Origin of the sequence: Neoaquamicrobium sediminum (genome assembly GCF_013240295.1) — a bacterium.
GTDB classification, from domain to species: Bacteria; Pseudomonadota; Alphaproteobacteria; order Rhizobiales; family Rhizobiaceae; genus Aerobium; species Aerobium sediminum.
Genome location: NZ_JABETK010000001.1, coordinates 575,253 through 595,840 on the forward strand (window position 1 = coordinate 575,253; position 20,588 = coordinate 595,840).

The window sequence follows — 20,588 nt, forward strand, 5'->3', positions numbered from 1 at the left end:
ACGGATCAGACGCGCTCGATGATCGTCGCGGTGCCCATGCCCGCGCCGATGCACAGCGTCACAAGTGCGGTGTTCAGGTCGCGGCGCTCCAGCTCGTCCAGCACGGTGCCGAAGATCATCGCGCCGGTCGCGCCGAGCGGATGGCCCATTGCGATCGCGCCGCCATTGACGTTGATCTTGTCGTGCGGAATGTCGAACGCCTGCATGTAGCGCAGCACCACGGACGCGAACGCCTCGTTCAGCTCGAACAGGTCGATGTCCGAGAGTTTCATCTTGGACTTGGCGAGCAGCTTCTCGGTCACATCCACCGGGCCGGTCAGCATGATCGCCGGCTCGGAGCCGATGTTGGTGAAAGCACGGATGCGCGCGCGCGGCTTGAGGCCCAGCGTCTTGCCGGCCTTCTTGGAGCCAAGCAGCACCGCGGCAGCACCATCGACGATGCCACTCGAATTGCCGGCGTGATGCACGTGATTGACCGCCTCTACTTCCGGGTGGCGCTGGATGGCGACGGCATCGAAGCCGCCCATCTCGCCCGGCATCACGAAGGACGGATTGAGCGAAGCCAGCGACTGCATGTCTGTCGAAGGCCGCATATGCTCGTCATGGTCGAGGATCGTCATGCCGTTCTGATCCTTGATCGGCACGACCGACTTCTTGAAGTAGCCCTTCTCCCACGACTTTGCCGCGCGCTTCTGGCTCTCGACCGCATAGGCGTCGACGTCGTCGCGCGAGAAGCCGTATTTGGTGGCGATCAGGTCTGCCGAAACACCCTGCGGCACGAAATAGCCGGGAAGCCCCACCGATGGATCCATGAACCACGCACCGCCCGACATGCCCATGCCGACGCGGCTCATCGATTCCACGCCGCCGGCAATCACGATGTCGTCGGAACCGCCGGCGATTTTGGCAGCACCGAGATTGATCGCATCGAGCCCGGACGCGCAGAAGCGCGAGATTTGGATGCCGGGCGCCTCGGTCGCGTAACCGGCCTCGAAGGTCGCGGCGCGCGGGATCACCGAGCCTGCTTCGCCGACAGGGTCGACACAGCCGAAGATGATGTCGTCGACGGTGGAGGTGTCAAGACCGTTGCGGTCGCGCACGGCCTCCAGCGTCTTTGCCGCAAGGCGAACCGCCGGCACTTCGTGCAGCGAGCCATCCTTCTTGCCGCGTCCGCGCGGGGTGCGCACGGCATCATAGACATATGCGTCTGCCATCTGTTTTCTCCCTTTCGACCGGCGGCGCCCTTGCGGCACCGCCCGGAGTTTCGTTGACGGTTTACTGCCCGGTCGGCATCAGCGCCTCGGGCGCAGCCCAGCCGGGCAGGTTGCGGATGCGGTCGAGCCAGTGCCCGATCGCGGGATAGTCTTTCCAGTCGGCATCGATCTGCTGCGGCCAGAAGAGATAGCCGCAAAGAGACAGGTCGGCGATGGTCGGGCGCGCGGCAGCGACCCATTCGCGGCCCGCAAGATGCGTTTCCAACACCTTCCACGCATCCTGCGCGCGACTGTAGATGAATTCGGCCGCCGGATCGCCCTTCTTGCCGCGGAAATGGCGCATGAAGCGCTCGGTTGCCGTGTAGCTGGTCAGCTTGTGGTTGTCGAAGAGGATCCAGCGCAGAATCTCGAACTCCTCGGCCTCGGTCTCGTGGCTGAACCTGCCGAAATGGCGGGCGAGATAGAGCAGGATCGCGCCCGACTGGCTGAGCGTGAAATCGCCCTCGTCGCGATGGTGGACAAGGATTGGGGCCTCACCCATCACATTGACCGCGCGATATTCGGGCGAGCGCGTCTCACCCTTGAAGAACTCGACGCCGCGAGCCTGCCAGTCGGCCCCGCAGAGCGTGAGCATCAGCGCCGGCTTGTAGGAATTACCGGATTCGAGAAGCAGTAGAGCGTGAATTCGGCCATCTTCACAGCCCCCTCGCGATCAGCAGCTTCATGATCTCGTTGGTACCGCCGTAGATGCGCTGGACGCGGGCGTCGCGATACATGCGCGCTATCGGATATTCGTTCATGTAGCCGTAGCCACCATGAAGCTGCAGGCACTCATCGACGACCTTGCATTGCAGGTCGGTCAGCCAGTATTTCGCCATCGAGGCGGTCGCCGGGTCGAGCCCGCCTTCGAGGTGACGCGCCACGCAGTCATTGTAGAAGACACGGCCGATGGTGGCCTCCGTCTTCAGTTCCGCCAGCTTGAACTGGGTATTCTGGAAGTCGATCACGGCCTTGCCGAAGGCCTTGCGTTCCTTGACATATTCGATGGTGACCGCCAGCGCCCGCTCGATCATGGCGATCGCCTGCGTGCCGATCAGCAGCCGCTCTTGGGGAAGCTGCTGCATGAGCTGGATGAAGCCCTGCCCTTCCTCATGACCCAGGAGGTTCGAGGTCGGAACCCGCACATCGTTGAAGAACAGCTCCGACGTGTCGTTGGACTTGAGCCCGACCTTGTCGAGGTTGCGGCCGCGCTCGAACCCGTCGGCATCGGCCGTCTCCAGCACGATCAGCGAGGTGCCCTTGGCGCCCTTCTCCGGGTCGGTCTTGGCGACGACGATGATCAGATCGGCAAGCTGTCCGTTGGTGATGAACGTTTTGGACCCGTTGATGCGGTACTGGTTGCCGTCCTTCTCGGCGCGCGTCTTGACGCCCTGAAGGTCGGAGCCGGCGCCCGGTTCCGTCATCGCGATAGCGCCGATCATCTCGCCGGTCGCCAGTTTCGGCAGCCACTTCTTCTTCTGCTCGTCGGAGCCATAGTGAAGAATGTAGGGCGCGACGATGGCGTTGTGCAGGGCAATGCCGAAACCATCGACGCCGACATGGCCGATCGCCTCGATGATGGCGCTCTCATGCGCGAAGGTTCCGCCCGAGCCGCCATATTCCTCGGGCATCGAAGCGCAGAGCAGGCCGTTGGCGCCCGCCTTCTCCCAGCTCTCGCGGTCGAACTTCTCGTTCTTCTCGAACTCCTCGTAGCGCGGCGCGATCTCTTCCGTCAGGAAACGGTTCGCCATGTCGTAGAGCATGCCGACTTCGTCGCCCGCCCAGGCGGGCCTTGGAAGACCGAGAATTTCTGCCGGTTGCATCGCCACGAAGACCTCCCTGATACTCTTCCGCAAGACGTTCAAGCTTGAACAGACTGGTGGAATAGTCCCTAGAAGGCGTCCTCCGCAAGAGCCATCATCGAATCCGCGCCTGCCGAAATGCGTGCCAGGTGCGCCCCGGTCTCCGGCATGACGCGCTCCATGAAATAGCGGGCCGTGACCAGCTTGGTCTCGTGCAGCGGCGTTGCCGCGCCCGCCTCGATCTTCTCCTGCGCGACCTTGACCATGCGGGCCCACATATAGCCGAGCGCCACGAGGCCGAAGAGGTGCAGGTAGTCGGTGGAGGCCGCACCCGCATTGTCGGGCTTCTGCATCGCGTTCTGCATCAGCCACATGGTTGCCGCCTGCAGATCGTTCAGCCCTTTCTTCAGCGCCTTGGTGAACGGCGCCATCTTCTCGTCGGCACGGTTCTCCTCGCAGAAGTCGCCGACTTCCTTGAAGAAGGCCTGCACCGCGCGGCCACCGTTGAGCGCCAGCTTGCGGCCGACGAGGTCGAGCGCCTGGATGCCGTTGGCACCCTCGTAAATCTGGGCGATGCGGGCGTCGCGCACGAACTGGCTCATGCCGTGCTCTTCGATGTAGCCGTGGCCACCGAAAACCTGCTGCGCCATCACCGCATGCTCGAAGCCCTTGTCGGTCAGCACGCCCTTGATTATCGGGGTCATCAGGCCGAGCAGGTCGTCAGCCGTCTGGCGGTCATTCTCGTCGCCCGAACGGTGCGCGACGTCGGACTTGAGCGCGGTCCACAGCACGAGCGCGCGGCCGGCCTCGTTGAACGCGCGCATCACCATCAACTTGCGGCGGATGTCCGGGTGGACGATGATCGGGTCGGCCTTCTTGTCAGGCGCCTTCGGACCGGAGAGCGAACGGCCCTGGATACGCTCCCGCGCATAGGCCACGGCATTCTGATAGGCGATCTCGCCCATCGAAAGACCCTGCAGCCCGACGCCGAGGCGCGCCTCGTTCATCATCACGAACATGGCCTTGAGGCCGCCATTCTCCTGGCCGATCAGGAAGCCCTCCGCCTCGTCGTAGTTCATCACGCAGGTCGAGTTGCCGTGAATGCCCATCTTTTCCTCGATGGAGCCGCAGGACACCGCGTTGCGCTCGCCGGGGTTGCCATCGGCATCCAGCTTGAACTTCGGCACGATGAACAGCGAGATGCCCTTCACGCCCTCCGGCGCGCCCTCGATGCGGGCCAGCACCAGATGGATGATGTTCTCGCTCATGTCGTGCTCGCCGGCCGAGATGAAAATCTTCTGGCCGGAAATCTTGTAGCTGCCGTCGCCGGCAGGCACCGCCTTGGTGCGCAGCATGCCGAGATCGGTGCCGCAATGCGGCTCCGTCAGGTTCATGGTGCCGGTCCAGACGCCGTCGGTCATCTTCGGCACGAAGGTCTGCTTCTGCTCGTCCGAGCCATGGGCGAGGATCGCGGCGATCGCACCCTGGGTGAGACCCGGATACATCATCAGCGCCATGTTGGCCGAAGAGAGGTATTCGCCAAGCGCCGTGTGAACCGCATAGGGCAGGCCCTGCCCGCCATATTCGGCCGGCACAGACAGGCCCATCCAGCCGCCTTCGCGATACTGGTCGTAGGCTTCCTTGAACCCCTTGGGCGTCGTCACCGAACCGTCGGCGTTGCGCGTGCAGCCCTGCTCGTCGCCCACACGGTTGAGCGGGTGCATGACGTTCTCGGCGAGCCTTGCCGCCTCTTCGAGGATCGCCTCGAGCACATCCGGCCCGGCATCCGAGAAGCCGGGTAGGTTGGCGTAGCGTTCATAGCCAAGCACATCATTGAGAACGAACAGCGTGTCCGCGACAGGCGCCTTGTAGGTCGGCATGAAAAGTCCTCCAGAGGTCGGGCAGATCTTCACCGCGCGGGATCGTTCCACGGCGAAGCCAGGATCGAAAGACACATTAACAACAATTGACGTTTGCGTAAACGTCAATTGTAAGGATGCGGCAATTTTCCACGCGGGTTTCACCCTGTCGGGCGTCTGTCACAAGGTCGCGCTAAGTGGCCGCATTCTCCATTGGAACCAGACCATGCAGACAGGCGACATAACACTGCGCCCGCACCGCCCCGACACACGGGAGATGCTCTGGAAGCCGGCGCGCTGACCAAAAGAAAAGGGGCCGCTTGAAGCGGCCCCTTTTTTCAAATTTCAAGCAATGCGGGGCCTTAGGCCGCTGCGCCCTGTCGTGCAGCCAGCGCCGAGCGCCACGTGTTCATCGCGCTTTTCAGGTCGCCGATCGCGTCCTCGATGGCGAGGCGCTGCTTCTCCAGCCGGCCGAGCTGGCGCTCGGACTTGTCGAGCAGCGTACGAAGCTGCTTCACGTTGCCGGAATCGGGATCATACATGTCCATGATCTGCTTGACCTCGCGGAGCGAGAAACCGACCTTTCGGCCGAGCATGATCAGCTTCAGGCGGGTCACGTCACGCTGCGTGTAGAGGCGCGTATTGCCCTCGCGCTTAGGGTTCAGCAGACCCTTGTCCTCGTAGAAGCGAAGGGTGCGCAGCGTCACGTCAAACTGCTTGGCCATGTCGCCAATACGTATGTACCCGTCGGAAAGCTCCGACGCATTGGCCATGCTTTCGCCGGCCGGCCTCATGTTCATCATTTCACAATTCCCCGTGGGTTGCGCTTCGGCTCGCCGGAAGCGCCGATTGGATGCGAGTGGGGCGAACAAGCATCCGATCAAGTGGACCAAACGTCGAAACGAACCGCAACGCGCGGCCCGTCAGTTGGCGCGCATATAGGCGCATATAAGTTATGCTGCAAGTGCGAAATCCTGCCGCAGGCAGTGCGCTCCGCAGGCAGCAATAAGCGAAATGGTAATTTAGGTTAACGGCTTGTTTACCACGTTCGGGGAATTGTGCGCAGGACGAAGTCCCGTGGTTATCCTGTTTTTTGTTGCTTACGGAGCCTTCCGCCGAGGGAAGCCCGGTCATGCCGATATCGGCAAAAGGGCAACCGTCGGAAAAGAGTGAAGCAACCCCCGGCCTTCCGGCTATCAAGCGGCGACGGACGTTTCGATGAACAACAGACGCTCCTATCTCGATTCGATCAACGCGGGCCGCAGGCGCAGGGCCAGCACTTCGCTCGAAGACATTGCCAGCAGCCTGGACGAGCTGGAAACGCGGATACGCAGACCTCTCGAAGATCAACGCGATCCCTATCGCCAGGGGCCGCGTGACACCCATCCCGATCAGTATGAACGCGCCTGGCGCGAGGATCGCCTATCGACTGCCGATCTTTCCTCGGAGTTGAACGCGCTTCGCCGCGACTTGCGCGACCAGATGGGTTCCGGGCTGCGCCGGGAGTTTACCGCGCTCAAGCAGGAAATCGAGGACGCAATGCAACGTTCGGGGCCGGTTGGCCAGACTGCAGACCTGAGCGCCGAGTTCGAACGCCTGTCCGGCATGATCCACAAGCTCGCCGAACAGAGTGACGACCGTCAGGTCAACATGCTGCGCCTCGAGATGGAGCAGGTGAAAAACGCGTTGGGCAAGCTGGCGCGGGAAGACACCGTGCAATCCTACGATCGCCGATGGAGCGAACTCGACCAGCGCTGGAGCAACATTGCCAGCCAGGTCGCCAATGTCGGTGGCGGCAACGCGGACGACCCTGCTTTGCAGGCGCTCAGCGCGCGCCTCGAGCAGATCGGCGACGCCGTCAACGCACTGCCGACCTCTGTCACGCTGCGCTCGCTCGAAGACAAGATGAAGATCCTGGCGACGACCGTCGACCAGTTCGCACACCAGCAGGACCGGATCGGACCGGAAGCGCTCGACGCGATCGAAGAGCGGCTGGACGAGATTTCCCGTGCCGTGGCAGCCTCTTCGGGCGCCGGCCGTCCAACGGCGTTCGATCCGGAACCGTTCGAGCGCATCGAGGCGCGAATCTCAGCGTTGGCCCGCCAGCTCGAAGACTCCGCTGTAGACAACCAGTCCGGCGTGCTTGTGGATCAGCTCGCCGCACTCTCCAGTCGTATCGAGGACATCTCCCAGCGCGTCGACCTGCCCGAGCAGGTTATCGAGCGCTTGGCCGAGCGGATCGACACGATCTCCTACAAGCTTGAGCAGGCTCCGGCTCAACCGGACATGGACCACGTTTTCCGTGGGCTCGACGATCGTTTCGCTTCCATCTCCGCGATGCTCGAGCAGCGTCACGAGGATTCCGTCGCGCAGGGTCAGGTTCTGTTCAGCGATCTGGAGCGCAGGCTGGAAAGCGTGGCCGCGCGCATTGACAACTCCGGTGCCGATGCTGCCCACGACGCCCGTTTCATCGAGGCGATGGACGCGCGCTTTGCCGATCTCGCCGCGCGGCTGGAACAGCAGCCTGCTGCGCCGGCGGACGAACAGGCTATCCGTTCGCTGGAAGCACGCATGGACACTATGTCCAGCAAGCTCGAATCCTCGCTGCTGCAAGCCCGGCATCGACAAGGACCTTATCCGCAGCCTGGAATCGCAGATCGCTGACCTCACATCACACCTTTCAAAGCCTTCGCCGGCCAGCGCAGACGAAGACATCCGTCCGCGGCTCGACAAGATCGAACAGTCCATCGTCGAAAGCCGCCGGGATGTGATCGAGGCGGCAAGACAGGCTGCCGAGGAAACGGTTCGCCATTTTGCGAGCACGGGCAGCGAGGGACCGCTGGTCGCGGGGCTCGTTGACGATCTGAAATCGCTGGAAGCGCTTACACGCCGCTCTGACGATCGCAACGCGAAGACGTTCGAGGCCATCCACGATACGCTCCTGAAGATCGTCGGCAGGCTCGGCACGATAGAGGCTGGCGGCGCGGCCGAACCAAAGCCTGCGGCGACGCCGCGCCAGACCCTTCTCGACGCCGACAGGACTCCGTCGCTCGAGCCTTCGAACGAGGCGTTGCCAATGGCTGCCACGAACGAAGTGGCTCCACCTGCAAGCGAGAAAGATACGGGCCGCACTGCCAGGCGAACCGCCGCGGCAGCCGCGGCACAGGCGGCCGCCGATGCCCTGCGCGACGATGCAGACGGAGCCAGCGCGAAAGCAGCCGGCGGACGCGTTTCGATGCTCGGCGGCTTGACGCGCGCGCTCTCGGGTCGCAAGACCAGCGCCAGCGAACAGGAACATCAGCCCCTTGCTGGTGACGCACAGGACGCCTCGCAGGCCGACAGTGTTGCGCCAAACGTCGAACTTGACAGCCGCCTGGACCCCGAGTTGGCGAACCAGCCGCTCGAGCCAGGCTCCGGAGCACCGGACCTGAACGCCATCATGAAGCGGGTGCGCGACGAGCGCGGTCAACCGCCAAAGCCCGGCGCCGACGCGGACACTGCCAAGGCTGACTTCATCGCCGCGGCGCGACGGGCTGCCCAGGCAGCAGCCGCTGAGGCCGAGATCATGAAGCGGCGGCCGGCAACCAAGGCGAAATCCGGTGGGTTCAGCCTCGGAGGTCTCCTCAAGCGCCGCCGCAAGCCGGTGCTGATGGGCGTTGCCGCAATCCTGATAGCCCTGGCCGGGCTACAGATCGGCCGGACCGTGATCGGAGGCAGCAGCGATGAGCCTGTTGCCGAAGCGCCAGCGCCGACCTCCGCACCTCTGGTTGCCGAAGCGGTTGAACCGGAGATGATCGCAGACGCGCCGGATCAGCCCGTGCGCATGGCCGGCGAAGAAGCGCCCGAAGCCAGCGACGCGATGATGACAACGGAAGCGCCGCAGGCGACCCAAGCTGCCTCAACGGACTGGCTCGAAGCCGACGCGGCCGCGCCATTGCCTGTCGAGGCTGAGGAGCAGCAACAGGAAGCAGCAGCCGCGCAGCCGGCCGAGATCGAGGAAAGCACCGCTCCGGCAGAGGAAACAACCGCCGAGATCGCGAGCATACCCGATGCCAGCGAGGAGGCCGTTGCGGCCATCCCCGTCGATGCCGGCCCGATCGCGCTGCGCGAGGCCGCCGCCGCCGGTGATCCCAAGGCGCTCTACCAGATCGGCAATCGTTACGCGGAAGGCCGCGGAACCCAGGAAGACATGGCCAAGGCGGCCGAGTGGTACCAGAAGGCGGCCGACCAGGGGCTGGCCCCTGCCCAGTACCGCATCGGCAACCTCTACGAGAAGGGCATTGGCGTCGAACGCGATGTGAAGGCGGCCAAGACCTGGTATCAGCTTGCGGCGGCACAGGGCAACGCCAGCGCCATGCACAATCTCGCCGTGCTCAATGCCATGGGCGCTGACGGCACGACCGACAACGATACGGCCGCGCGCTGGTTTGCCGAGGCAGCCGAATTCGGAGTGCAGGACAGCCAGTTCAACCTCGGCATCCTGGCGGCCAAGGGCGTCGGCATGCAGCAGAACCTCGAGGAAGCCTATAAGTGGTTCGCTCTGGTTGCCAAGGCCGGAGACAAGGACGCGGCCGCCAAGCGCGACGAGGTTGCCAAGGCACTGCGCCCCGAGCAGCTCGAGAATGCCCGTGCAGCGGTGGAACTCTGGCGCGCCAAGCCCGTCGATGCCGAAGCGAACACGGTCGAGGTTCCCGATAGCTGGAGCGAAGGCGAGGAGGTCACAGCCAGCGTCGACATGAAGCAGGCCGTCCGCAACATCCAGACAATCCTGAACAAGAACGGTTACGAGGCCGGCTCCGCCGACGGTGTCATGGGCGCGAAGACCAAGGCTGCGATCGCCGCATTCCAGGGTGACAACGGGATGAAAGCCACCGGCGAAGTCGACGAGCCGACAGTGCGCGCGCTGCTGGAACGCCGCTAATTGCGACACGGCGCGCCGCTTTAGCGCAAATACCTGCAAATCCCGGAGTTTTTCGGGATTCAATCGCCTTCGGGCGTTTGACTTCGTGGACTTGTCGGCGCAAGAACGGGGTACCGTCCTGGTCCGCTTCGAAAGCAGGAACGGTTCCAGGGTCCGGACACGAATAGTCGAGCTTGGCGGTGGGCATCTATCTCCCGATCGCGGAAATGTCGGTCAACATGGTCGTGCTTCTGGCCATGGGTGCTGCGGTGGGCTTCCTGTCGGGCTTGTTCGGTGTGGGCGGCGGATTTCTCATCACGCCGCTGCTGATCTTCTACAATATTCCGCCGGCAATCGCCGTCGCCACGGGTGCGAACCAGGTTATCGCCTCGTCCACCTCTGGCGCGCTTTCGCACTTCAAGAAGGGCACTATAGACTTCAAGCTCGGGACGGTGCTTCTGGCTGGCGGTGTCGTCGGCTCTACCGTCGGCGTATGGGTGTTCTCGCTGCTGCGTAGCGTCGGCCAGCTCGATCTCTTCGTCTCGCTGCTCTATGTCGCGCTCCTTGGCACTGTCGGCACCATGATGCTGATCGAGAGCGTGCGCGCGATGCGCCGGGCAGCGGGCGGCGCGGTTCCATCGCTGCGCAAGCCCGGCCAGCACAACTGGATCCACCGCCTGCCACTCAAGATGCGCTTCCGCGCTTCCAAGCTGTTTGTCAGCGTTATCCCCGTGCTCGGGCTGGGGGCAATTATCGGTTTCCTCGCCTCGATCATGGGCGTGGGCGGCGGCTTCATCATGGTGCCAGCCCTGATCTACCTGCTGAAAGTGCCGACAAACGTGGTTATCGGCACCTCGCTGTTCCAGATCGTCTTCACCGCCGCCTACACCACGATCGTGCACGCTACCACCAACCAGACGGTCGACGTGGTGCTGGCATTCCTCCTGATGATCGGTGGCGTTGCCGGCGCGCAGTACGGCGCCAAGGCGGGACAGAAACTGCGCGGCGAGCAATTGCGCGCACTACTCGCACTGCTGGTGGTAGCGGTGGCGCTGCGGCTGGCGTTCGACCTCTTCGTGCGTCCGAACTCGCTCTATTCCCTGTCTTCGCTGTCGGGGATCTGAAGCATGTCTGTCGTTCGCCTCCCAGCACTTGCCGGCACGCTGATGGCGATCCTGCTGCCGCTGATGCCGGCCGCGGCTCAGGCACCGGAGACCACCAATCCGGAGAACATCCAGATCGGCCTCTCCACCGACCGCGTGTCGATCACGGCAGACTTCTCCGGTGCCGATCTGACCATCTTCGGCGCGCTGGACAATGCCGATCCGCTGGTATCGCGCCACGGCCGCTACGATGTCATCGTGGTGCTGGAAGGTCCGCCCCGCCCCGTCGTCGTGCGCAAGAAGAACCGCGTGCTCGGCATGTGGATCAACACCCAGTCGGAGACCTTCGTCAGCGTTCCGGTATCCTATTCCGTCGCTACCACGCGTGCCTGGCAGGACGTGACCAATCCGGCGAGCTATCGTCAGATGGCGCTGGGAGCCGACAACATAACCCTGATACCGGCCGACAAGACTGGCGATGCGGAAACGATTGCCGAGTTCACTGCCGCTCTGCGTGAGCGCAAGAAGGCGTCCGAGCTGTTCAGCGAGCGCGTCGGCGGTGTGCATTTCCTGTCGCAAAGTCTGTTCCGGGCGACGCTGCACCTTGCACCCAACGTGCCGGTCGGCACGCACAGGGCGCGCGCCTTCCTTTTCAAGAACGGTGCTTTCATCGACGAAAGCTCCGCGCAGCTCTCGATCCAGAAGGCCGGTTTCGAGCAGCGCCTGTTCCGCGCCGCGCAGGAGAACAGCTTTCTGTACGGCGTCGCCGCCGTTGCGTTGGCCTTTCTCACCGGATGGGTCGGCCGCGTGGTCTTCCGCAAGGACTGACCGGCGTGAGCGATTGGGACGAAGACAGCAATAACGACGTCCCTCAAAACGGCCAGATCGGCAGTCTAGGCTACGCCACCCTGCTGCCGATGTGGCTACTGACAATCTGGCTTGCGAGCATCGACGCGACACATCCCTGGCGGGAACTGACGGCAGCATTGCTGTCGAGCTATGGCGCGCTGATGCTTACCTTCACTGCCGGCGCACATTGGGGTTTTGCGCCTTCGGTACGCGCGGCAGCCGGGGCGACAGCGCTCGTCATCATCGGCTGGATGGCGCCGCTTTTGCCAAGCAACGCCGCCTTCGTGCTGCTCGCCCTCGTGCTTGCGGCGCAGGGGACCTGGGATGCCTTTGCAGTCCACGAGGGCGACTTGCCGAAATGGTACGGGCGCATGCGCACCCGCATCACGTTCCTTTCCGTCATGGCTATGCTGGTCGCCTTCGTGGCAACAAACTGATCAGCGTCGCAGCCGGTGGTGCGCGACCGTATAGACCCGGTTGGTGCCGAGCATGTGGGCGAAGAAACGCTCCCAGCGGAACAGACCTTGATAGGCCTTGTCGAGCACGTTGAGGGAGCCGGTGTAGGCGCCGAAGGCCGGCATGACGAGCCGCTCGCCATCGGTCGCAAAACAGCGGCGACGCACGGCGCGGCCGCGCTGGACAACAACCGCCCCGGGGTGAAGGTGACCCGCAATCTCTCCAGGCTCGGCGCCGGCAAGCGGCTCGTGCCGGAAGCGCAGGTCGCCAAGCGCCAACTCGCCCGCGACGACGCCTGGAAGGTCAGCCGGCGCGTCCGGATCGTGATTTCCAGCAACCCAGATCCATTCACGGCCCGCCATCAGCGAAAGCAGCCTGTCACGATAGATGGACGGCATACGCTCCGCCCCGAAACCGTCGTGAAAGCTGTCGCCGAGGCTGATCACCGTCGCGGGACGGTGATCGGCTATCACCGTATCCAGAAGGTCGAGCGTCGCGCCTGTATCGTAGGGCGGCAGCAGCCGGCCGCGCCGCGCAAAGGCCGAACCCTTCTCAAGATGCAGATCGGAAACCACCAGCAGCCGCATGTCAGGAAAGAACAGTGCGCCACGCGGATCGCACAGCGCGACCTCACCGGCAATGGCGATCATGCCAGAGCCGCGCGTAAAGCCGTGTCTTTCCGGTGCGACGTTCATCAGTCTCCCATGGCCTCATGGACGAGGTCTTCCTCGACCTCCGAAAGCAGCATCTCGTCGGCATCGCCCTTCACCCGTTCCTTGCCGATCTCCAGCATGACGGGGACGGCGAGCGGCGAGATTCGATCCAGGTCCTTATGCATGATTCGTCCCCTGATCCGCGAGAGCATGTCGGCAAGCCTGCTGACATCCAGCAGTCCGGCCGCCGCATCCGCCCGCGTGGCGCGAAGCAGGATGTGGTCGGGATCATGCGTCCGCAGCACGTCGTAAATCAGGTCGGCCGAGACCGTCACCTGCCGGCCGGTCTTCTCCTGGCCGGGATGCCGCTTCTCGATCAGCCCGGCGATCACCGCGCAGGCGCGAAAGGTGCGCTTCAGCAGCCAGCTTTCGGCCAGCCAAGCGTCGAGGTCGTCGCCCAGCATGTCCTCGTCGAACAGGGCGGAGAGCGGCAACTCGCCGCTGCGGAAAAGGGCACCCATATCCGAATGCGCCCAGATGGCGAGGGCATAGTCGGTGGCGACGAAGCCCAGCGGATGGGCGCCGGCGCGTTCCAGCCTGCGCGTGAGCAGCATGCCCAGCGTCTGGTGCGCCAGCCTGCCTTCGAAAGGATAGGCGACCATGTAGTGTCGGTTGCCGCGCGGAAAGGTCTCGACCAGCAGGTCGCCTGCCTTGGGCAGCACGGATTTTTCCGACTGGATGGCAAGCCAGTCGGCCACCTGTTCGGGCAACTTCCGCCAGCGCTCGGAATCCGCCAGCATCGAACGAACCTCGGCCGCCAGATAGGTCGAGAGCGGAAATTTGCCGCCGGCATAGACCGGCACGCGCGCGCGTCCTGGCCGGTGGCGTTCGAGACGAAACACTCATTTTCGCGGATGCCCTCGAAACGGAGCATCTTGCCAGCAAACAAAAAGTGTCGCCGGGCGAGAGCGTTTCGAGGAAATACTCCTCCACCTTGCCGAGGACCGGGCCACCCGACACGTTTCCCCCTTTCCGCGCTGTCGGGTCATGCGCACGTTCAGCATCGGCGATTCGATGATCGTGCCGACGTTGAGCCTGTACTGCTGGGCGAAGCGCGGATGCGAGACGCGCCACAACCCGTCCCTGGTCTTGCGGATGCGCGCGTAGCGCTCATAGCTCCTGAGCGCGTAGCCGCCGGTTGCGACGAACTCGACGACGCGCGCGAACGTATCGGCATCGAGTTCGGCATAGGGCGCAGCACTTCTGACCTCATCCAGCAGGTCCGCCTCGTCGAACGGCTGGGCGCAGGCCATGCCCATCACGTGCTGGGCCAATACATCGAGCGCGCCCTGCTGCAGCGGCGGCGTGTCCTGCGCGCCGAGATAGTTCGCCTCCAGCGCCGCACGGCATTCCAGCACCTCGAAGCGGTTTGCCGGCACGAGTATGGCGCGGCTAGGCTCGTCCATGCGGTGGTTGGATCGCCCGATACGCTGGGCAAGGCGGCTCGCCCCTTTCGGCGCGCCAACGTGCACGACGAGATCGACATCGCCCCAGTCGATGCCGAGGTCGAGGGTCGATGTGGCCACCACGGCCCGCAGCGCATTGGCCTCCATTGCATTTTCCACCCGCCGACGCTGGGCGACATCGAGCGAACCGTGGTGAAGCGCGATCGGCAGCGTATCCTCGTTGACCCGCCACAGCTCCCGAAACAGGAATTCGGCCTGCGAGCGCGTGTTTACGAAAAGCAGCGTGGTGCGGTGCGCCTTGATCGCCTCGTAGATCTCGCCGATCGCATAACGAGCCGAGTGGCCGGCCCACGGCACCCGCTCCTCGGAATCCAAAATGGTGATGACCGGCTTGGCGCCGCCTTCGACGGTGATCACATCGGCCATCGCATCCGGCGAGCTCTGCGGAACGAGCCAGCGTCGCAAGGCGTCGGGTTCCGCCACCGTTGCCGACAGCCCGATCGTCCGCAACTCCGGCACGAAGCGCCGCAGCCGCGCGAGACCCAACGCAAGCAGGTGGCCGCGCTTCGAGGTCACCAGAGAATGCAGTTCGTCCAGAACCACATATTTCAGCCCGGCAAAGAAGCGTTCCGCATCCTTTGATGCGATCAGCAGCGCAAGCTGCTCCGGCGTCGTGAGCAATATGTCCGGCGGCACCAGCTTCTGGCGCTGGCGCTTGTGGGCCGGCGTGTCGCCGGTGCGGGTCTCGACGACGATGTCCAGCTCCATCTCGGCGACCGGCCGGCCGAGATTGCGCTCGATGTCGACGGCCAGCGCCTTCAGCGGCGAGATGTAAAGTGTGTGGATGCCGCGATAGCGCTCGCCCGGCTTGCGCCGTGGCCGCGACGCCAGATCGGTCAGCGACGGCAGGAAGCCGGCCAGCGTCTTGCCGGCGCCGGTCGGCGCAATCAGCAGCACCGAGGCTCCGCCCGAAGCCCGCGCCAGCAGGTCGAGCTGATGGGCGCGCGGCGCCCAGCCCCGGCTGGCGAACCAGCGAGCGAAGCTTTCCGGCAGAACGGTCGACGCGGCGAACGCGTCACTGGGCATAGGATTGTTCACCGCCAACAGGTAGCGCGGCGCGCGGCTATCGCCAAGGACGGGAAACCGTGCAGCGTCAATGCACCGCCGGCGTAAGCGCTTCGTCGCCGGTTTCGCCGGCGATTACCATGGCAGAGGTGGAGCTTCGCCTGGTTGCCAGCACCACCAGCCCGGCGATCGGGGCGCCACGGTCGCTGCGCAGATGCGCTTGCTCCATCGAGACGACATCGAAACCGCTCGCCTCCAGAAGCTCCGCTACATAGCGGCGGGAATGGGCATAGCGCCTCGATTCCCGCAGGATGAGGTCCTCAGGCCCGGCATGATTCTCGACGGAAAAGGCGAAGAGGCCGCCCGGCGCCAGCATTGCAGCCACCGCGCCGAACACGCGTTCGAGCCGGCCGAGATAGATCAGGACGTCGGCCGCCGTGACGAGGTCGACATGGTCTGTGCCCGAAGCCAGCATTTGCAGATCGCCCTGCTCGAGACGGTCGTAGACACCCTTCGCCCGGGCCCTGGCGAGCATGCCCGCCGAAATGTCGATCCCTTCGAGGAAGCTTGCGACGCGCCGCAGACGCTCGCCCATCAGACCGGTGCCACAGCCAAGATCGACGGCGTGCGCGAAGGCGGTGCGGCCGGAAGCGGCGATCGCCTCTGCGATCAGCTCGGGAACCCGATAGCCAAGCCGCTCCACCAGGGCGCTGTCGAACTCGCCGGCATACTGGTCGAACAGCGTTTCCACGAAGCCGCTCGGAGGCATTTCGGATACGGCCAGGACACCCGCAAGTTCGAGCTTCAGCGATGCACCCAGCCTGTCGGCGGGATCGAGGCGCAGGGCTTCCCGCCAGGCATCGACCGCCTCGCCCGGGCGGCCCGCCTCGTCCAGCATCTCGCCGAGGCGATACCAGCCCGCCACCCAGCCCGGCGCGATCGCGACCGTATCGCGCATCAGGTCGGCCGCGGCGGCAACGTCGCCACCATCGCGCAGCATCTCGGCATAGTCCGCGCGGCGATCGGCAACGAGATCGCCGGACGAGAGCGGAAGGATTTTCATGATGTGTCCGGAACCCGCGTGCATGCGGGCGGCTGGCATATGCGCCGTCAGCAGTGATTTTGCAAGGCCTTCCACAAACGCCGCGAAAGCCTATCTTTTCAGGACCATGCAAGCACGCGACCTGCTTCACCCCCGGCCGGAAGGCCTTTACTGTCCTCCGGGCGATTTCTTCATCGACCCGGTGCGACCGGTCGACCGTGCGCTCATCACGCACGGCCATTCCGACCACGCGCGTGCCGGCCACCGCCATGTGCTGGCCACGCAACAGACGCTCGAGATCATGGCTCTGCGCTACGGCGAAGACTTCGCGCACTCGTCACAGGCCGGATCGCTTGGCGAGACAATCGACGTCAACGGCGTACGCGTCTCGTTTCATCCGGCGGGTCATGTTCTCGGCTCGGCGCAGATCGCGGTCGAGCATGGTGGCATCCGCATCGTCGCCTCCGGCGACTACAAGCGGGCGCCGGACCCCACCTGCGCGGATTTCGAACTGGTGCCGTGCGACGTCTTCATCACCGAGGCGACCTTCGGACTGCCCGTCTTCCGCCACCCGCGCCCACGCGACGAAATCGGCCGGCTCCTGAAATCCGTGAGCCAGTTTCCCGAACGCGCGCATCTTGTCGGCGCCTACGCGCTCGGCAAGGCACAGCGCGTCATCAGGCTGATCCGCGATTGCGGCTACGACCATCCGATCTACATCCACGGCGCGCTCGCGCGGCTGTGCGACTACTACGACACGCAGGGCATAGACCTCGGGCCGCTCGAACCCGCGACCGTCGAGAGGTCGGCGAAACGGGATTTTTCCGGCGCGATCGTGGTGGGGCCGCCTTCGGCCTTCGCCGACCGGTGGGCACGCCGCTTTCCGGACCCCGTCACGGCGTTCGCGTCGGGTTGGATGCGCATCCGCCAGCGTGTGAAGCAGCGAGGCGTGGAACTGCCACTGATCCTGTCCGACCATTCGGATTGGGATGAACTTACCCGTACCATCACCGAAACGGGCGCCCGGGAAGTCTGGGTTACGCACGGGCGCGAGGAAGCTCTTGTGCGATGGTGCGAGTTGCAGGGCGTTACGGCCCGGCCGCTGCATCTCGTCGGCTATGAGGACGAGGCGGAATAGGATGCTCACCGACTCAAGTGCCAGCAGAGCCAGCGAATGCGCATCGGTGCGTCCTTCGAGGCTCGCTTCGCTCGCACCCCAGGATGAGGAACGCAGTGCATTGGCGCCTACTACGGGCGGGCTCCATCAAACCACCTCCCTCATCTTGAGGTGCGAGCGACGCGAGCCTCGAACCACGCAGATCGTATCTGAAGGCGGCAGGCGATGAAGTGCTTCGCCGAACTGCTGGACCGACTGCTCCTGACGCCGTCGCGCAATGCCAAGCTGAAGCTGATGGCGGACCATTTCCGCGAGGTTTCCGATCCTGATCGCGGCCTTGCGCTGGCAGCACTGACAGGCAATCTCTCCTTTGCCTCGGTCAAGCCCGCCCTGTTGCGGGCACTCATCGCCGAGCGCATGGATCCGGTGCTGTTCGCCTATTCCTACGACTATGTCGGCGATCTCGCCGAAACGATCTCACTCGTGTGGCCCGGCGCCGACGCGGCCGGCGACGAGGACATATCGCTGTCCGAGGCGGTCGAGCGGCTGCACGGCGCCAGCCGCTCGGATGCGCCGGCGGTGCTTGCCAATCTTCTCGACCAGTTGCAGCCGGACTCGCGCTTCGCCATCATCAAGCTGGTGACGGGTGGCTTGCGGGTCGGCGTCTCGGCCCGGCTCGCCAAGCAGGCGCTTGCCGATCTCGGCTCTGTCGACGTGCATGAGATAGAGGAAATCTGGCACGGGCTGGAGCCTCCCTACAACGATCTGTTCGCCTGGCTCGATGGCAAGGCGAACAAGCCGGAGCATGGCAGCCTGGCGCTGTTCCGCCCGGTCATGCTGTCGAACCCGGTGCAGGATGGCGATCTCGAACGGATCGATCCGGCCGACTACGTTGCCGAGTGGAAATGGGACGGCATCCGCGTGCAGGCAGTTTGCGAGGGCGATCTGCGGCGGCTCTATTCGCGCACCGGCGACGAGATTTCCGGGGCCTTTCCGGACCTGCTGGAAGCGCTCGACTTTTCCGGCGCGCTCGACGGCGAATTGCTCGTGGGCCACCCGCCCGACCATACCGGTTCATTCTCCGACCTTCAGCAGCGCCTCAACCGCAAGAGCGTGTCTGCCAAGACGATGCGCGACTATCCCGCGTTCATGCGCTGCTACGACCTGCTTCTCGACGGCGGCGAAGACACCCGCTCGCTTCCTTTCTCTGATCGCAGAGCAAGGCTGGAAGCCTTCGTGGGTGGGCTTGATCCGACGCGTTTCGACCTGTCGCCGATCGTCGCCTTCACCGACTGGCAGGAACTGGACCAGCTACGCAGCGAGCCGCCGCATCCGGTCATCGAAGGCATCATGCTCAAGCGCCGCGATGCGCCCTATGTGCCTGGCCGGCCCAAGGGACCGTGGTTCAAGTGGAAACGCGATCCCCACATCATCGATGCTGTGCTGATGTATGCGCAGCGCGGTCACGGCAAACGTTCGAGCTTCTATTCCGACTATACGTTCGGCGTCTGGACCGGACCCGAGACCCAGCCGGAGCTCGTGCCCGTCGGCAAGGCCTATTTCGGTTTCACCGACGAGGAATTGCGGCAGATCGACAAATATGTGCGCGACAATACTATCGACCGGTTCGGGCCGGTACGTTCCGTACGTGCGGAACGCGACCACGGGCTGGTTCTGGAAGTCGCGTTCGAGGGGCTCAATCGCTCGACGCGGCATAAATCGGGCGTCGCGATGCGTTTTCCGCGCATCTCCCGACTGCGCTGGGACAAGCCGCCGGCCGAGGCCGACCGGCTGGAAACGCTTGCCGCGATGCTCGACGGGTAGACGCTACTGCGCGGGCGTCACGCGGATGGCGTAGATGTCGACAGACTTGCCGCCATTTTCAATGTCGGGATTGATGGCGATCGTGCCACCTGCGCCGGGCTCGACCGAGGGCAGTTCGATCTCGAACAGGAACTCCTCGCGGGTGACGCCGACCGCATAGCGCTTGCGGCCGCAATCTCCCAGTTCGCCCAGGCTGCAGTCGACCGAAATCTGCGTCTCCTCGCCTTCCTGCGCGCGCGCCTCAATGTTGAAGACGGTGCGCCGGCCGGCGACCTGCTCAAGCACGCCCTGCCCCACGTCGAAAAGGATCGGCGCGCCGGAAGAGCCCGAGCGGATGCGGATGAACTGCTCGCCGTCGTCGTCCATCACCTCGGCGCCCGAATCGCCCGGCGCGGTCACCGTGGTGGGATCGGCCGGATCGAAGACCACGATCCAGTCATCGAGATTGTCGGCGCCGATTACACGCGGAGGTGCACCGGGCTCGGTCGGTTCCGGCGTGAAGTCCTCGGCATCCTCAGTGGGGCGCGGGAACGATTCGGGTCCGGGCGGTGCCAGCAACCACCATGCACCGATGCCGACAAGCGCCACGACTGCGATCGTGACCAGCGTGGCCACCCACGACCGGCTGCGACGCGGCGGCCTCGCATTCGGCACGTAGACACCCGGATCGATCTCGTCGTCGCGATAGTCCGGCCTGGAGGCTGAATCCCTTTCCTCACCCGCCAGCGTCGGTTCAAAAGACGGCTCCGCTCGCGCCGATGCCGATTGGCGCGTTTGCGGCTCGACGGTCTCGTGGCTACGTATTGTCGGCTCTACGGCTGGCACTGCGGGCAGGAATTCCGATTCGATGGCGGAAATTGTCGTCGAAAGCGCCTGACGCCGACGCGCCACCATGTCCTGAGTCACATTCGGATTTGACTGCAGCGCACGGTCGAGTGCGGCAAACGCCGAACGATAGACCTTCTCGCGATAGGCCCGCTCACTCGGGTCGCCTTTCTCGAAGGCACTTCGTATCGCTTTCTCGATCGAGTCCAAGGCCGTTCCGCCGCAAAGAATTCGTGTCTTCACGCATGGTTAGCCTTCCAGCGCCGTTCAATCAATCGCGCAGGACCGTTTGTAGGACACAATAGCGGACTGATGCTCGACGGTGTGCCGATCATTCGGCGGTTGCCCTCGTATGGTGATCTGCTAAAAAATGA

Annotated in this window: 15 protein-coding genes and 1 pseudogene; 7 read left to right on the forward strand and 9 right to left on the reverse strand. The window is 64.2% G+C overall.

All coding sequences use genetic code 11. The features are described from left to right. Nucleotides 1–5 precede the first annotated feature (5 nt). The 5 genes from HK436_RS02750 to HK436_RS02770 all read right to left on the reverse strand — a co-directional run bounded on the left by HK436_RS02750 (nt 6) and on the right by HK436_RS02770 (nt 5,714). A complete protein-coding gene (locus HK436_RS02750) occupies nt 6–1,214 on the reverse strand; it encodes an acetyl-CoA C-acetyltransferase (protein WP_173187158.1) in 1,209 nt (402 codons plus the stop codon). A gap of 61 nt (nt 1,215–1,275) precedes the next feature. Further along, entirely contained in the window at nt 1,276–1,848 is a 573-nt protein-coding gene (locus HK436_RS02755) for a glutathione S-transferase family protein (protein ID WP_244648467.1), read from the reverse strand. A gap of 61 nt (nt 1,849–1,909) precedes the next feature. Beyond that, the gene (locus HK436_RS02760; protein ID WP_173189882.1) at nt 1,910–3,076 is read right to left on the reverse strand and encodes an acyl-CoA dehydrogenase family protein; all 1,167 of its coding nucleotides are present in this window, start codon (nt 3,074–3,076) and stop codon (nt 1,910–1,912) included. 68 nt (nt 3,077–3,144) lie between these two features. Continuing rightward, complete coding sequence (locus tag HK436_RS02765; RefSeq protein WP_173187160.1) at nt 3,145–4,935, reverse strand: acyl-CoA dehydrogenase C-terminal domain-containing protein; 1,791 nt, start codon at nt 4,933–4,935, stop codon at nt 3,145–3,147. Between the two features lie 341 nt (nt 4,936–5,276). Then, on the reverse strand, nt 5,277–5,714 hold the full coding sequence (locus HK436_RS02770; RefSeq protein WP_173189884.1) for a MerR family transcriptional regulator: 438 nt from the start codon (nt 5,712–5,714) through the stop codon (nt 5,277–5,279). 418 nt (nt 5,715–6,132) lie between these two features. Here HK436_RS02770 and HK436_RS32810 point away from each other — a divergent pair, with 418 nt between their 5' ends. From HK436_RS32810 to HK436_RS02790, 5 genes are all read left to right on the forward strand, one after another. After that, nucleotides 6,133–7,578: a hypothetical protein gene (locus tag HK436_RS32810; RefSeq protein WP_312860467.1), complete on the forward strand. Its 1,446-nt coding sequence runs from the start codon at nt 6,133–6,135 to the stop codon at nt 7,576–7,578. A 103-nt stretch (nt 7,579–7,681) separates the two neighbouring features. Beyond that, nucleotides 7,682–9,835, forward strand: coding sequence for a peptidoglycan-binding protein (locus tag HK436_RS32815; RefSeq protein WP_312860468.1), 2,154 nt, complete (start codon nt 7,682–7,684; stop codon nt 9,833–9,835). Nucleotides 9,836–10,014: 179 nt separating this feature from the next. Beyond that, nucleotides 10,015–10,938 carry a sulfite exporter TauE/SafE family protein gene (locus HK436_RS02780; protein ID WP_173187162.1) on the forward strand — a complete coding sequence of 308 codons (924 nt, stop codon included), beginning with the start codon at nt 10,015–10,017 and terminating at the stop codon, nt 10,936–10,938. A gap of 3 nt (nt 10,939–10,941) precedes the next feature. Further along, nucleotides 10,942–11,745 (forward strand): TIGR02186 family protein, encoded by an 804-nt coding sequence (locus HK436_RS02785; protein ID WP_173187164.1) that lies wholly within the window; start codon nt 10,942–10,944, stop codon nt 11,743–11,745. A 5-nt stretch (nt 11,746–11,750) separates the two neighbouring features. Continuing rightward, complete coding sequence (locus HK436_RS02790; RefSeq protein ID WP_173187166.1) at nt 11,751–12,203, forward strand: DUF3429 domain-containing protein; 453 nt, start codon at nt 11,751–11,753, stop codon at nt 12,201–12,203. Here HK436_RS02790 and pdeM read toward each other — a convergent pair whose 3' ends face one another. The 3 genes and pseudogenes from pdeM to HK436_RS02805 form a co-directional block, all read right to left on the reverse strand. Continuing rightward, complete coding sequence (gene pdeM, locus HK436_RS02795) at nt 12,204–12,872, reverse strand: ligase-associated DNA damage response endonuclease PdeM (protein WP_244648745.1); 669 nt, start codon at nt 12,870–12,872, stop codon at nt 12,204–12,206. Between the two features lie 44 nt (nt 12,873–12,916). Then, nucleotides 12,917–15,427: pseudogene (locus HK436_RS02800) on the reverse strand (ligase-associated DNA damage response DEXH box helicase). Nucleotides 15,428–15,494: 67 nt separating this feature from the next. Next, the gene (locus HK436_RS02805) at nt 15,495–16,469 is read right to left on the reverse strand and encodes a class I SAM-dependent DNA methyltransferase (protein ID WP_173187170.1); all 975 of its coding nucleotides are present in this window, start codon (nt 16,467–16,469) and stop codon (nt 15,495–15,497) included. Between the two features lie 106 nt (nt 16,470–16,575). On the opposite strand from HK436_RS02805, the gene HK436_RS02810 reads away from it, so the two are divergent. Together HK436_RS02810 and HK436_RS02815 are read left to right on the forward strand one after the other, a co-directional pair. Beyond that, the gene (locus HK436_RS02810) at nt 16,576–17,586 is read left to right on the forward strand and encodes a ligase-associated DNA damage response exonuclease (RefSeq protein WP_173187172.1); all 1,011 of its coding nucleotides are present in this window, start codon (nt 16,576–16,578) and stop codon (nt 17,584–17,586) included. A gap of 204 nt (nt 17,587–17,790) precedes the next feature. Beyond that, the gene (locus HK436_RS02815; RefSeq protein ID WP_173187174.1) at nt 17,791–19,389 is read left to right on the forward strand and encodes a cisplatin damage response ATP-dependent DNA ligase; all 1,599 of its coding nucleotides are present in this window, start codon (nt 17,791–17,793) and stop codon (nt 19,387–19,389) included. 3 nt (nt 19,390–19,392) lie between these two features. Here the strand turns inward: HK436_RS02815 and HK436_RS02820 are convergent, their stop codons facing one another. Continuing rightward, entirely contained in the window at nt 19,393–20,457 is a 1,065-nt protein-coding gene (locus HK436_RS02820; protein WP_312860469.1) for a hypothetical protein, read from the reverse strand. Nucleotides 20,458–20,588 lie beyond the last annotated feature (131 nt).

Coding starts and splice junctions, on each gene's coding strand:
- HK436_RS02750 (WP_173187158.1), bottom strand. CDS start 1,214: ATGGCAGACGCATATGTCTATGATGCCGTGCGCACCCCGCGCGGACGC.
- HK436_RS02755 (WP_244648467.1), bottom strand. CDS start 1,848: ATGCTCACGCTCTGCGGGGCCGACTGGCAGGCTCGCGGCGTCGAGTTC.
- HK436_RS02760 (WP_173189882.1), bottom strand. CDS start 3,076: ATGCAACCGGCAGAAATTCTCGGTCTTCCAAGGCCCGCCTGGGCGGGC.
- HK436_RS02765 (WP_173187160.1), bottom strand. CDS start 4,935: ATGCCGACCTACAAGGCGCCTGTCGCGGACACGCTGTTCGTTCTCAAT.
- HK436_RS02770 (WP_173189884.1), bottom strand. CDS start 5,714: ATGAACATGAGGCCGGCCGGCGAAAGCATGGCCAATGCGTCGGAGCTT.
- HK436_RS32810 (WP_312860467.1), top strand. CDS start 6,133: ATGAACAACAGACGCTCCTATCTCGATTCGATCAACGCGGGCCGCAGG.
- HK436_RS02785 (WP_173187164.1), top strand. CDS start 10,942: ATGTCTGTCGTTCGCCTCCCAGCACTTGCCGGCACGCTGATGGCGATC.
- pdeM (WP_244648745.1), bottom strand. CDS start 12,872: ATGATCGCCATTGCCGGTGAGGTCGCGCTGTGCGATCCGCGTGGCGCA.
- HK436_RS02805 (WP_173187170.1), bottom strand. CDS start 16,469: ATGAAAATCCTTCCGCTCTCGTCCGGCGATCTCGTTGCCGATCGCCGC.
- HK436_RS02810 (WP_173187172.1), top strand. CDS start 16,576: ATGCAAGCACGCGACCTGCTTCACCCCCGGCCGGAAGGCCTTTACTGT.
- HK436_RS02815 (WP_173187174.1), top strand. CDS start 17,791: ATGAAGTGCTTCGCCGAACTGCTGGACCGACTGCTCCTGACGCCGTCG.